Source organism: Rhodococcus sp. 14-2496-1d (assembly GCF_002259365.1).
GTDB lineage: Bacteria > Actinomycetota > Actinomycetes > Mycobacteriales > Mycobacteriaceae > Rhodococcoides.
Map to the genome: position 1 here is coordinate 89,358 of NZ_NPFV01000007.1, position 12,909 is coordinate 102,266.

General features: G+C 65.2%; 13 protein-coding genes. 5 read left to right on the forward strand and 8 right to left on the reverse strand.

Annotation, left to right across the window (positions count from 1 at the left end; genetic code table 11):
- Positions 1–52 precede the first annotated feature (52 nt).
- Together CH296_RS04595 and CH296_RS04600 are read right to left on the reverse strand one after the other, a co-directional pair.
- Positions 53–637 (reverse strand): FKBP-type peptidyl-prolyl cis-trans isomerase, encoded by a 585-nt coding sequence (locus tag CH296_RS04595; protein WP_094684152.1) that lies wholly within the window; start codon positions 635–637, stop codon positions 53–55.
- A gap of 59 nt (positions 638–696) precedes the next feature.
- On the reverse strand, positions 697–1,551 hold the full coding sequence (locus tag CH296_RS04600) for an SDR family oxidoreductase (RefSeq protein WP_094684128.1): 855 nt from the start codon (positions 1,549–1,551) through the stop codon (positions 697–699).
- A 113-nt stretch (positions 1,552–1,664) separates the two neighbouring features.
- Between CH296_RS04600 and CH296_RS04605 the strand changes: the two genes are divergently transcribed.
- Positions 1,665–2,039 (forward strand): helix-turn-helix domain-containing protein, encoded by a 375-nt coding sequence (locus CH296_RS04605; protein ID WP_032395975.1) that lies wholly within the window; start codon positions 1,665–1,667, stop codon positions 2,037–2,039.
- Between the two features lie 10 nt (positions 2,040–2,049).
- Here the strand turns inward: CH296_RS04605 and CH296_RS04610 are convergent, their stop codons facing one another.
- Positions 2,050–2,199, reverse strand: coding sequence for a VOC family protein (locus CH296_RS04610; RefSeq protein ID WP_256980332.1), 150 nt, complete (start codon positions 2,197–2,199; stop codon positions 2,050–2,052).
- A 49-nt stretch (positions 2,200–2,248) separates the two neighbouring features.
- On the opposite strand from CH296_RS04610, the gene CH296_RS04615 reads away from it, so the two are divergent.
- On the forward strand, positions 2,249–2,860 hold the full coding sequence (locus tag CH296_RS04615) for a DUF6764 family protein (protein ID WP_256980333.1): 612 nt from the start codon (positions 2,249–2,251) through the stop codon (positions 2,858–2,860).
- A 321-nt stretch (positions 2,861–3,181) separates the two neighbouring features.
- On the opposite strand, the gene CH296_RS04620 is transcribed toward CH296_RS04615, so the two are convergent.
- The 3 genes from CH296_RS04620 to CH296_RS04630 all read right to left on the reverse strand — a co-directional run bounded on the left by CH296_RS04620 (position 3,182) and on the right by CH296_RS04630 (position 6,164).
- On the reverse strand, positions 3,182–4,201 hold the full coding sequence (locus CH296_RS04620; protein ID WP_094645762.1) for a hemolysin family protein: 1,020 nt from the start codon (positions 4,199–4,201) through the stop codon (positions 3,182–3,184).
- The gene (locus tag CH296_RS04625) at positions 4,198–5,601 is read right to left on the reverse strand and encodes a hemolysin family protein (RefSeq protein WP_094630407.1); all 1,404 of its coding nucleotides are present in this window, start codon (positions 5,599–5,601) and stop codon (positions 4,198–4,200) included. The genes CH296_RS04620 and CH296_RS04625 overlap by 4 nt, the downstream gene beginning before the upstream one ends.
- 131 nt (positions 5,602–5,732) lie before the next feature.
- Entirely contained in the window at positions 5,733–6,164 is a 432-nt protein-coding gene (locus CH296_RS04630) for a universal stress protein (RefSeq protein ID WP_256980334.1), read from the reverse strand.
- 89 nt (positions 6,165–6,253) lie between these two features.
- On the opposite strand from CH296_RS04630, the gene CH296_RS04635 reads away from it, so the two are divergent.
- The 3 genes from CH296_RS04635 to CH296_RS04645 are packed head-to-tail and all read left to right on the forward strand — an operon-like array spanning position 6,254 to position 9,292.
- On the forward strand, positions 6,254–7,243 hold the full coding sequence (locus CH296_RS04635) for a tripartite tricarboxylate transporter substrate binding protein (protein ID WP_032395980.1): 990 nt from the start codon (positions 6,254–6,256) through the stop codon (positions 7,241–7,243).
- Positions 7,240–7,770, forward strand: a complete 531-nt coding sequence (locus CH296_RS04640; RefSeq protein ID WP_094684130.1) for a tripartite tricarboxylate transporter TctB family protein — start codon at positions 7,240–7,242, stop codon at positions 7,768–7,770. The genes CH296_RS04635 and CH296_RS04640 overlap by 4 nt, the downstream gene beginning before the upstream one ends.
- A 16-nt stretch (positions 7,771–7,786) precedes the next feature.
- Positions 7,787–9,292 carry a tripartite tricarboxylate transporter permease gene (locus CH296_RS04645; protein WP_032395982.1) on the forward strand — a complete coding sequence of 502 codons (1,506 nt, stop codon included), beginning with the start codon at positions 7,787–7,789 and terminating at the stop codon, positions 9,290–9,292.
- Between the two features lie 102 nt (positions 9,293–9,394).
- Here the strand turns inward: CH296_RS04645 and CH296_RS04650 are convergent, their stop codons facing one another.
- Both CH296_RS04650 and CH296_RS04655 read right to left on the reverse strand, forming a co-directional pair.
- Positions 9,395–10,468 carry an alkene reductase gene (locus CH296_RS04650; RefSeq protein WP_094684131.1) on the reverse strand — a complete coding sequence of 358 codons (1,074 nt, stop codon included), beginning with the start codon at positions 10,466–10,468 and terminating at the stop codon, positions 9,395–9,397.
- A gap of 198 nt (positions 10,469–10,666) precedes the next feature.
- A complete protein-coding gene (locus CH296_RS04655) occupies positions 10,667–12,847 on the reverse strand; it encodes a glutamine synthetase III (protein ID WP_032395984.1) in 2,181 nt (726 codons plus the stop codon).
- Positions 12,848–12,909: the final 62 nt, after the last annotated feature.

Sequence of the window (12,909 nt, forward strand, 5' to 3'; positions counted from 1 at the left end):
GGTGCGGTTGTGTGCCGCGGAGGGCGCACAACCGCACCACTGCCGGAGGCACTCAGCTCGCGGACAGGATCGAGATCGCGAAGATCAAGCTGTCTCCCGGCTCGATTCCGGCTGCCGGATTGCCGGTCGCGTATCCATCGGCCGAGGTGACCGCCACGGCGACGGTCGAGCCGACGGTCTGTCCGGCGATGGCCTTCTGGAAGCCGGCGACGACTCCGTCCAGTGGAAATTCGATCGGTGCACCCCGCTCGAAGCTGCTGTCGAACGTCTCTCCGGTACGTCCGTTGACGCCCACGTAGCAGACCGACACCTCGGCGTCGGACGCGATGACCGGCCCGTCCCCCGCTGACAACGTTTCGACCTGGGTCTCGGCGACGCTGAACGGGGTGTCGACGGTGACCGCGGGCGCGGCGGTGTCGGTGGATCCGACGACGGCGATGCTGCCCGAGTCCCCATCGAGGGTCCAGTCGGGGGTGGCCGCGGCGTCGGGTGCCGCTGTGGGGCAGGTGTTCGCGGCGGCCGGGGCACCGGCGGCGGACGAAGCCGAGGACGTGGACGTCGCCGAGGACGAGGCGTCGGAGTCCGAGCTGCACGCACCCGTCAGTAGGACGAGCGAGACGGAGGCGGCCAGGAACATGGTGCGGGTGTAGGAGTGATTCACCGCGCCCACGCTACAAGTACCGCCCCCGATGCCCGTCACACTGCGGCGCGGAGTACTTCTGCGGCCGGAGTGGATGCTCGACCGATCAGGGCCTGCAGGTCGCCGGAGTCGGTGTCGAGCTCGCCGCGCGCGATTCCCGCATCTGCGCTGGCCAACATGGTTGCCACGAAGTCGGGCAGTCCTGCGCCCTGGAGAATCGCGGCGTACTCGGACTCGGAAACGTCCTTGTAAGCGATCGACTTGCCGGAGATCTCGCCGATGACGGCCGCGAGCTCGGCGTAGGTGAGGCGTTCGTCGCCACCGAGCTCGTAGATCTTTCCGCCCTGATCGTCGAGCGTCAGCACGACGGCGGCCGCGTGCGCGAAGTCGACGCGGGACGCGGCGGCCAGCTTGCCGTTTCCTGCCGCGCCGAGGAGCACTCCGCCCTCGATGGTCTGCGCGAGCGAGCCGAGGTAGTTCTCCCAGTACCAGCCGTTGCGCAGGAACACCGCGGGAACGCTGGACGCGGCGAGGCGTTCCTCGGTGGCCTTGTGCTCGGGCGCGAGGCTCACTCCGGATGTATCGGCGGCCAGCAGGCTCGTGTAGGCGATGAGGCCGACTCCGGCTGTCTCGGCTGCCTCGATCACGTTGGTGTGCTGTGCAATTCGCTGACCTACCTCCGAACCCGAGACGAGCAGCAGCTTGTCGACGCCTGCGAGAGCTGCCGTCATCGCGGCCGAATCGGAGTAGTCGGCAACCCGAACCACGACGCCGCGTTCGGCCAGTGGCGAGGCCTTGTCTGCGTTTCGGACCACCGCCACGATCTCGGCGGGTGCAACGCCACGCTCGATGAGTGCGTCGACGACGAGGCCGCCGAGGTTGCCCGTTGCTCCGGTTACCGCTGTGGTCATGATCGAGCTCCTGAGGTTGAGGTTTCAAGTACTCCCTCACTATGCACTTACTTTTCGTGCAGTGCAACCCCCATGGTCATCACTATGCCTTTCGCATGCGCTAGCATGGAGGTATGTCCGAGGCCACCGAATCACTCGAAGCGTCCGTCTTCGCGCGGGACTGTGCGTCGAGGCAGACGTTGCAGAACGCCACCAGCAGGTGGGGCGTTCTCGCGCTCGCGGCGCTCACCGAGGGTGATTACCGGTTCAATGCGTTGCGCCGACGCGTCGACGGCGTCAGCGAACGCATGCTCTCGCAGACTCTGCAGACCCTGGAACGGGATGGTCTCGTGATTCGCACCGTGCAGGGGACCATTCCGCCCAAGGTGGAGTACAGCCTCACCCCGCTGGGACGCGAAGTCGGTACCCGATTGAGCGATCTGATCGAACTCATCGAGGGCAACATGCCCACCGTCCTCGAATCACGCGCCGAACACGACACTCGCTGATCGACCGAGCTCACCCGGGTGGCGTCACCAGGCACCACTCGTTGCCCTCGGGGTCGAGGAGCACCTGAAAGGATCCCGCCGCGTCGGAGTGCCGGTCGCCGAACACCGACGCGCCCAAGACAACGGCCCGCCCGACGGCGTGGTTCACGGTCGAGTACACGAGCACCCACCATTACTGCAGCGTTTCCGTACCGTGATGGTTCTGTGATGTGAGCGATCCCCCGCTGCGCCCGGGCGGGTCGAGACTCGATGTCAGGGAGTCGGGTCCCCAGCAACACGGCCCAGCGACCGTCACGCTCGGCACACCGGTGCCGACGCACCGATCTCGGGAGGCATTCACCATGTTCCACACCAAGAGGATTGTCGGCGGAGCCGCAGCATTCGGATTCGCCTGCGCGTTCGCGGCACTGGTACCCGGCACCGCATCAGCAGCGCCGGTCGCCTGCACCACCGCCCCGGGAGGGGCGGATATCGCTGCGATCCTCGGAGGATCGCAGTGCGACAGCTCCGCAGACGTCGCGAGTGCGGCAGCAGGCCTCGGCCTCGAGGGGTGGGGTTCGGCCGAGGCAATGAACAATGCCGCAGCCCTTGCACTCGGACTGAACGGTGGAACCGCAGTCAGCAACGGCAGTTTCGGTGGTGCGCCTGCAGCGATCGCATTCGGCCCCGGTGCCGTGGCACAGAACACGGCAGCCGGCCTCGGGCTCTCCATCGCGGTGGCAGCACCGGGCTCCACCGTCACCCTCACCCCGACCGGCGCGGTGTGCAACGGTGCCGGAATCGCGGGCAGCTTCACCACCCTGCAGGGCTGCATCGGCTGACGTGCGCCACGGGGGGGCGAGTGCGCGATATGGATGTCACCGACGGCCGCGTGATCTAGAGTCTGAATGACCCACAGTCTCGGTCACCCACAGTCTCGGAACGCGAGTCGGCAACGACCCGCTGAACAAGGAGTTCGACGGCAATGATGTCCTACCTGCTCTACGACGTTCTGCTCCCCCAACTCGGCCACGACGTCGCGTCGTACTGGGCACACCTGCTGGTTGTCGCCCCGGTCTGAGATCTACGACCCGATACGACAAAGCATCCCCGCTCGGCCACGCAGGCCGGGCGGGGATGCTTCGTTCGAAGGCGGAATCGAATCAGACGGGTTGTGGCAACAGCCGCGTCAGCACATCGGACAGTGTCACGACGCCGACGCTGCGCGCCGGATCGTCAGCAGCAGCAGAACCGTCGACCACCAGCGCCAGGTGGTGCCTGGTCTCCCGCATCGACTGCAGCGCAACGTACACCGGGGTCGTCGCCTCCAGCGTGTACGCCGGACGCGTGATCTCGGCGAGGGTCTGCGGTGCGGTCAACGTGTCGCGGACGTGCACCACGCCCTTGACCACATCCGCGTCGCTGACCAGGATCCGCAGATGCCCCGAGCGACGCGAGGCCTCACGCACGTCGTCGATGGTCGCCGTCGACGGTACCGACGTGGGCTTGCCGAACTCGCGCACCAGGTCACCGACCGTCAGCTCCTGCAGTTCGAGCGCACTCGAGATCTGCGCCTGGTAGCTGGCATCGAGAGCACCGACGTTCACCGAATGCTCCACCAGCTGACGCAGATCGTCCGCGTTCTGGCCCGTGCCCACGGTGTCGGCCGGCTCGACGCCGACCCGCCGCAGGCACCAGTTGGCCATGTTGTTCAGCGCCGTCAGCACCGGACGGGTGAGAAACATGAAGCCGCGCATCGGGATTGCGAGCATCGTCGCGGACTTCTCCGGATGGGCGATGGCCCAGGACTTCGGAGCCATCTCTCCGACCACCAGGTGCAGGAAGGTGACGACGATCAGCGCGAGCACGAAGCCGAGAACGTCGGCGAACCAATACGGCAGGCCGCCGCTCTCGAACAACGGCGTGAGCCAGTAGTGCACGGCCGGTTTGGTCGTCGCACCGAGACCGAGGGTGCAGACGGTGATACCCAGCTGGGAGCCGGCGAGCAGGACGGTCAGCTCGGACGAGCTGCGCAGAGCAGCACGCGCAGAGCGTGAATTGGGAGCGGCGTCCTCGAGTCGGTGCCGCTTGGCGGCCAACAGCGCGAACTCGACGGCGACGAAGAAGGCACTGGCAGCGATGAGGCCGATCGTGACGGCCAGGAAGACCCAGATGTTGCTCATCGGTGCACACTTTCCTTCGTCTCGGCCGACTCGTCGTCGTGCTCGGGGTCACGCTCGCCGAGCGTCAGGGTCAGCAGGGACGGGACGTGGCTGTCGATCTCTTCGATCTCCAGGATCACGAAGCGAACGGGACTCTCCTCGTCGTTCGCCAGATCGGCGTTGTCCGGTGGTAGGTCCACTTCGATCCTTTCCCCGACGTCGGGGAGAGATCCGTTGTGCGCGATGGCGAAACCGGCGATGGTCTCGTAATCACCCTCGGGCAGATCGATGCCGATCGCTCGCTCGACCTCGTCGACGTGTACCTCACCGGCCATGGTCCAGCTGCCGTCGTCGGCACTGACCGGGCTCGGATCGGACAGGTCGTCGTCGTGCTCGTCGGTGATCTCGCCGACCAGCTCCTCGGCCAGGTCCTCGATCGTGATGACGCCGGTCAGACCGCCGTATTCGTCGATCACACAGGCCAATTGGTTCTTCGTCGAGCGCAACTCGCGCATCGCGTCGGGCAGGCTCTGAATCTCCGGGAGGATCAGCGCGTCCCGCGTGAGCTCGGAGATCGGGGTGGACCCCGGCACCGTCGCGGACAGGACGTCCGCGAGATGGACGACGCCGACGATGCCGTCGTCCTCGTCGAGCACCGGATATCGAGAATGCTCCTGACCCATCAGAGCCGCGACCTCGGCGAGGGTGTCGGTGTCTCGGACCGTGGCCGAGCGCGAACGCGGGATCATCGCGTGTTCGACTGTGCGAGTTGGGAAGTCGAGGATACGGTCGAGCAGTGTCGACAGTTCGTCGGGCAGATCGCCTGTCTCGCGTGAGTCCGAGACGATGTGCTCGAGGTCGCGCAGGCTGGCCGAATGCTCCACGTCGTGCACCGGCTCGATCTTGAGCGCTTTGAGCAGCAGGTTCGACGACTGGTCGAAGATGGTGATCAACCAGCCGAAGAGTTTGAGGTAGATGGTGGTCGAGAGCGACAGCCAGCGGGCCACCGGCTCGGGACGCGCGATGGCGAAGTTCTTCGGAAACAGTTCGCCGAAGAGCATCTGCACGAATGTCGCGAACGTGATCGCCAGTACTGCACCGAGTCCGACACCGACGGCCGTCGGAACCCCGACGCCGCCCAGTATCGCGCCGAACGACTGCCCGATCAGCGGTTCGGCCACGTAGCCGACGAGCAGGCCGGTGACCGTGATGCCCAACTGCGCACCGGACAGCATGAATGAGGTGCGTTTGGTGACCGTCAACGTCCGAGCCGCGACGGCGTCACCGGCCTCGGCGCGAGCCTTGAGCCGGGAGCGGTCGACGGTCATGTACGCGAATTCCTGGGCTACGAAGTAGCCGGTCGCGACGGTGATGAGAAAAACGACGAGCAGGCCGAGCAAGAGAGTGAGCACTACGCTCATTCGCCGGACACCGCCTCGCACGTAGTAGCCGTAGTGCGGGGAGCCGTGTCCGGCCCGGGTTTATCGCTGTCCATGATTCCTCAGGGTCGTGTGGTGAGAGTTTTGTCCGATACTACCGTGCGACGTCGTGGTCACGGTGCCTTGACGACGAGAACGGGCACCGGGCAGTCGAGCAGCACTCTCTGCACGGTGCTGCCCATCAAGAACTTGCCGACCGCGGATCGACGCTTGGAACCGATGACGACCATTCCCGCACCGACGTCCGCGACGAGGTCGACCAGAGCGCCGGCCGGGTCTCCGCCGTCGGGTTCCACTCGAACCGTGGTCGCGATACCGGGCAGAGTCCGTTCGACCTCGGCCTGCGCGGAGTTGCGGTCGTCCGCGGACACCGAATCCCGGTCCACCACGGACAATACGATCAACGGAGCCTGACGAAGTTCGGCCTCGGCGGCACCGCGACGCAACGCTTCCTGCCCCTCCGGTGTGTTGCTCATCGCCACTGCCACTGCGCTCGCTACCGACACGTTCTCTCCCGTTTCTCGTTGCTCGTTGGTCGTATCCACCGAGGATCACCTCGGAGAGTTGTGAACTGGACTAATCAGACAAACTGTATCTAACCTGACGCTGTGACACACCACACGAAAGGTCTCTGATGGCGATATCGCCCACACTGCTACGGACGGTCGGCGCATTGGTGGTGGTGGGAGCGGTGACCGTGGCAGGTATCGATGCCGCTCGCAGCGCCAGCGGCTCGGACGCACGAGCGAAACTGACGCTGATCGCGCCCGCCGCCGCAGGTGGCGGCTGGGATCTCGTCGCCCGTGAATCGCAGCAGGCACTGCGCAGCGACGGCATCGTCAACAACGCCCAGGTCGTCAACGTCCCCGGTGCAGGCGGCACCATCGGTCTGAGCCAGCTCGAGAACCTGAGCGGGCAACCCACCACCGTCATGATCACCGGCACCGTCATGCTCGGCGGCATCGCGATCAACAACTCCGAGACCACTCTGGCCGACACCGTCCCGATCGCGAAACTGGCCGAGGACTTCGAAGTGTTCGTCGTGCCGAGGGATTCACCGATCCAGAATCTCGAAGACATGATCGAGGCGTGGCGGGCGAACCCCGGAGGACTTCCGATCGGCGGCGGTTCGCTCGGCGGCATCGACCACATCGTCGCGGGCCAGTTGGCACAGGAAGCCGACATCGATCCGGCCGCAATCAATTACATCGCCTACTCCGGCGGCGGTGAAGTACTCACGTCACTGCTGTCGAACACCGTCGGTGTGGCAGTGAGTGGGTTCAACGACTTCCGCGATCAGATCGAGGCGGGCAATGTGCGCGCACTCGCAGTCGCCGCGCCCGAGCCCCTCGAGGGATTCGACGTGGACACGTTCATCGAACAGGGGTACAACGTCGACCTCGTCAACTGGCGCGGAATCGTTGCCCCACCCGGCATCTCGGACGAGGACCGACAGACGCTGGTCGAGATCGTCTCCGAGATGGTCGAGACCGAACAGTGGGCCACGGCCGTCGAACGCAACCGCTGGAAGGAATCGGTTCTGACCGGAGACGAATTCGGAGAGTTCCTCGACGTCGAACAGACACGTATCACCGGAATTCTCGAGGAGTTGGGACTGGTATGACAACGACGACCACCGACACGGACACATCCCGATCGTTCTGGACGGGCCGCAGTGGACTGATCGTTCCGGCGCTGCTCGTCGCACTCGGAGCCTTCCTGGTCTACGGAACCGTCACGATGCAGGTTCCGCCCACCGCCACATCACCTGGCCCGCAGGTCTTTCCGGCCATCGTTGCAGGAGGCTGCTTCGTCGTCGCCCTGCTGGTCACCCTTCAACTGTTGATCAAGCCCGACGTCGTCGACCGTGGGGTGGACGGCGACGGCGTGCCGCACACCGGCACCGTCAGCAACTGGCGAACCCTGTCGATCACCGTCGGATCGGTAGCGGTGTTCATCGCACTGCTCGATCCGCTCGGGTGGGTTCTCGCCGGCGCGCTGTTGTTCTGGGGTGTCTCGATCGGATTGGGCGGTCGCCGTTACGTATTCGACGCGGCCGTCGCTCTGCTGGTCTCGAGCGCGGTTCAGATCGTATTCTCCGCGGGCCTCGGCCTGACCCTCCCCGGCGGCGTTCTCGCCCAGATCTTCTGACGGAGCTGAACTTACGATGGATTCACTGAGCAATCTGATCGACGGGTTCGGCACCGCGCTGACCCCGATGAACCTGGTCTGGGTGTTCGTCGGCGCGCTGCTCGGCACCGCCGTCGGCGTCCTACCCGGTCTCGGCTCCGCCATGGCGGTGGCCCTGCTGCTGCCCGTCACCTTCACCCTCGACCCCACCGCAGCGCTGATCATGTTCGCCGGCGTGTATTTCGGCGGCCTGTTCGGCGATTCCATCTCCGGCATACTGATGAACACACCCGGCAACAGCACCGCGATCGCCGGGACGTTCGAGGGGCACCGGATGGCCAAGAACGGCCGCGCCCCACAGGCTCTGGCCACCTCCGCCATCGGAGCGTTCATCGGCGGCATCGTCGCCACCACCCTGGTGGTGTTCTTCGCTCCCACCCTCGCGTCGTTGGCGACGAACTTCGGCCCCGCCGAGTACCTGGCCCTCGCGGTGTTCGCGTTCATCGCCACCTCGGCCGTGGTCTCGGACTCGGCCCTCAAAGGCCTGACCGCACTGCTGATCGGCCTCACCCTGGCCGTGATCGGCATCGACGGCCCCTCGGGCGCTTCACGATTCACGTTCGAGGTACCCGCCCTGTTCGACGGCATTCACATCGTCGTCATCACCGTCGCGATGCTCGCGCTCGGTGAGGTCATCCACATCGCGTCCAAGATCGGTCGCCCCGAGGATCGCAGCCTGATCAAGTCGCAGGGACGCCCCTGGCTGAGCAAGGCCGAGTTCCGCGATGCGATGCCGGCGTGGTTGCGCGGCACGGCATTCGGTGTGCCGTTCGGTGTGATCCCCGCAGGTGGTGCCGAAGTGCCGAGCTTCCTGGCGTACGGCACCGAGCGCAGACTCGATCGCAAACGCACGAAGCCGATGTTCGGAAAGGGTGCCATTCGCGGTGTCGCGGGACCCGAGGCAGCCGGCAACTCCACGGCCGGTACGGCCATGGGAGCGCTTCTGGCTCTGGGTCTTCCGACGTCGGCGACGGCGGCCATCATGTTGGCTGCTTTCCAGCAGTACGGCATGCAGCCCGGACCGCTGTTGTTCGAGCGCAGCGGCGACATCGTCTGGGCGCTACTGGCCAGCCTGTTCGTGGCGATGATCGTGCTGTTGATCCTCAACCTGCCGTTCGCACCGTTGTGGGCGCAGTTGCTCAAGATCCCGAAGAACTACCTCTACGCCGGCATCTCGGTGTTCGCGGCCCTCGGCGTGTACGCATCGAGTGCCTCGATCGTGGATCTGATCTTCATGCTCGGGCTCGGCATCGTCGGATTCATGATGCGCCGCTACGACATTCCGTTGGCACCGGTGTTGATCGCGGTGATCCTCGGCCCGCTGGCCGAGGAGTCACTCCGACGCGCACTGGCCGTCAGCGAGGGCGACCCGTCGATCCTGGTCGGCAGCGCGATCACCATCGTGCTCTACGCACTGATGATCATCGCCGTGGTGTTCTCGATCGTCAGCAAGATCAGGGCCCGCAAGACCGCCGACTTCTAGTGCGGTCCGCGCAATGGTGCGGCTCTGTTCTCGGGTCGTTCCGCAGGCTCCACTCCTGCGTGCCCTCAGGGGCATTCGACCGCACCACTGCCGCAGGCACTCTCAGTGCTGCAGGGCCGGGTAATCCGTGTAGCCCTTGGCACCATCGGTGTAGAAGGTGCTCGGATCGGGCTCGTTCAACGGCAGATCCTCGCGCCAGCGGTAGGCGAGGTCGGGGTTCGCGATCGCCGGGCGGCCGACGACAACTGCGTCGCCGATTCCGTTGTCGAGGAGTGAAAGCGCCTCGTCACGGGTGGTGATCTCACCGAAGCCACTGTTGACGAGCACCGGTCCGCCGAACGCCTGTCGCAGATCCTGGACGAGATCGCCCGACGGATCCTTGTGCAGCACACTGAGGTACGCCAGTCCCAGCGGCGCGAGCCGCTCGACCAACGCACGGTAGGTGGCGCGCACGTCGTCGGAGTCCGTCTCGAGCGCATCCTGGATGTTGTGCTCGGGTGAGATGCGAATTCCGACCTTGCCCGCTCCGAGAGCAGCGACCACTGCTTCGACGACCTCGGCAACGAAGCGCGCCCGGTTCTCCGGCGAGCCGCCGTAGGCGTCGTCGCGCTGGTTCGAGGCGGGCGAGAGGAACTCGTGCAACAGGTAGCCGTTGGCACCGTGAATCTCGACGCCGTCCATTCCGGCGGCGATGGCATTCTTCGACGCCTGCACGAAATCTGCGATCACGGAGGGCAATTCGTTTTCGCGCAGCGCACGCGGGGTGGGGTACGGCTTCTTACCCTCGTAGGTGTGGGTGTCCCCGTCGATGGCGATGGCACTGGGTCCGACGACCTCGTGGCCACCCGTCGTCGCTTCGTGCGTCACCCGACCTGCGTGCATCACCTGCGCGACGATCAGTCCGCCGTCGGCATGGACCGCGTCGGCGACATTGCGCCAGCCGGCGATCTGCTCGTCCGTCACCAGGCCCGGCTGACCCGGGAAGCCCTGGCCTGCGTGGCTCGGGTAGGTGCCTTCACTGACGATCAGCCCCAGCGATGCGCGCTGCTTGTAGTGCTCGACCACCAGCGGGCCCGGCACACCGTCCTTGCCGGAACGCACGCGTGTCAACGGGGCCATCACCAACCGGTTGTCGAGCTTCAGCTCACCGAGTGCCAACGGGGAAAACAACTTCATGAATCTCTCTCCTCACGAGTGCGTGCACAGTCTTTGCCACTGTCCACTCCGAACCCGAAAGATCCATCGACCTATTCCGACTCGAGATATTGCTCACCCCGAACACAACAGTGGTGTGGATAAGTGCCCTCCGGGGCATTTATCCACACCACTGCGCTACCCGGTCGTTCCGCAGGCTCCACTCCTGCCCGCAGCGCACTACAGGATGTACAGCATCTCCTGGTACGTCGGCAGCGGCCAGAGATCGTCCGCCACCATTGCCTCGAGGGTGTCCGCGGCAGATCGAACGGCGGCCATTGCCGGCAGCAGTTCGTCCTTCGCGTGTGTCGCCTCGGCGAGTGCCTCGCCGCCGGGATCGGCTTCGAGGGCGGTCTTCAACGTCGTCAACGCTGCGCGCAGCTCCGACAGTGGAGCCGACACTGCTTGCAGCGCAGTCATGTCCACATCGTCGACACCGGCACCCTTGAGCGCGCTGACGTTCTGCGCCAACTCGGTCTGGTATCGCACCGCTGCGGGCAGGATGGAGGTCTGGCCCATCTCGAGGGTCAGACGAGCCTCGACGAACACCGTCAACGCGTACTGTTCGAGTCCCACCTCGTAGCGCGAGTGCATCTCACGGTGGTTGAAGACCTTGTACTTCTCGAACAGCTCCATGGCCGAATCCGAGATCAGCTCCGGCAACGCGTCGAGCGTCGTACGCAGGTTCGGTAGACCGCGTGCCTCGGCCTCGATCTGCCAGTTGTCGGAGTAGCCGTCGCCGTTGAACACCACGGCGCCGTGTTCGGTGATGATCTCCGTCAACAGGTTCTGCACCGCGGTGTCGAAATCGGTGCCGTCGGCGACGGCCGTCTCGAGGTTGGTCGCCATGTAGTCGAGAGCCTCGGCCATGATCGTGTTGATCGTGACCATGGGGCCGTTGACGGTCTGCATCGAACCGGGTGCACGGAACTCGAACCTGTTGCCGGTGAAGGCGAACGGGCTGGTTCGGTTGCGGTCACCGGGATCGGTCGGCAGCACGGGCAGGGTGTCGGCACCGATCATCATGGTGCCCTTACCCTTCGACGAGGTGGCCGCGCCCTTGGCGATCTGATCGAACACGTCGGCGAGCTGATCGCCGAGGAAGATCGAGATGATCGCGGGCGGAGCCTCGTTCGCGCCGAGGCGGTGATCGTTGGTCGCCGACGCCACCGACGCGCGCAGCAGACCGCCGTACTTGTGTACCGCGCGGATGACGGCGGCACAGAAGACCAGGAACTGCGCGTTGTCGTGTGGGTTGTCGCCGGGAACCAGCAGCGATCCGAGGTCGGAGTTTCCGAGCGAGAAGTTGACGTGCTTGCCGGAGCCGTTGACACCCTCGAAGGGCTTCTCGTGGAACAGGCACTCCATGCCGTGCTTCTTGGCGATGGTCTTGAACGTCGTCATCAGCAGTTGCTGGTGATCGGCCGCGATGTTTCCGCGCTCGAACATCGGGGCGATCTCGAACTGTCCGGGTGCGACCTCGTTGTGCCTGGTCTTGGCCGGGATGCCGAGCTTGAACAGCTCGCGTTCGGTGTCCATCATGAAGCCGAGCACCCGCTCGGGGATGGCACCGAAGTAGTGATCGTCGAACTCCTGGCCCTTGGGCGGCTTCGAGCCGAACAGGGTGCGGCCCGCATTGAGCAGGTCCGGCCGGGCGAGGAAGAAGTGCCGGTCGACGAGGAAGTACTCCTGCTCGGGGCCGCAGAACGAGACGATGTTCTCGACGTTCTCGTGGCCGAAGAGCTTCAGGATGCGCTCGGCATGACCGCCCATCGCCTGCTGGCTGCGCAGCAGCGGCGTTTTGTGGTCGAGGGCTTCACCGGTCATCGAGACGAACACCGTCGGGATACAGAGAGTGTTGCCGTTCGGGTTCTCGAGCACGTATGCCGGGCTGGTGACGTCCCAGCCGGTGTATCCGCGCGCCTCGAACGTGTTGCGCAGGCCGCCGTTGGGGAAGCTCGATGCGTCGGGCTCGCCCTGGATCAGGGTCTTGCCCGCGAATTCCGCGAGTGCGCTGCCGTCACCGACCGGATCGAAGAAGCTGTCGTGCTTCTCGGCCGTCAACCCGGTGAGCGGGTAGAAGACGTGCGCGTAGTGCGTCGCGCCTTTCTCGAGTGCCCAGTCCTTCATCGCCGACGCGACAGCGTCGGCGACCATGGGGTCGAGCTTCTTGCCTTTGTCGATCGTTGCCATCACCGATTTGAAGACCGATTTGGGCAGACGCTTCTGCATGACGACCTTGCTGAAGACGTTCTCACCGAAGATCTCGCCCGGCTTCTCGTCTCCGACGAAGCTGACCGCAGGCGGTACATACGCCTCGACGTCTTTGATCGCCTGCAGGCGGACGGTATTTCCACTCATGGCTACCCCTTGACAAGGTGCTGCTCCGCACCTGGATTGTGCGGAGTCCGACCCGGCGACTG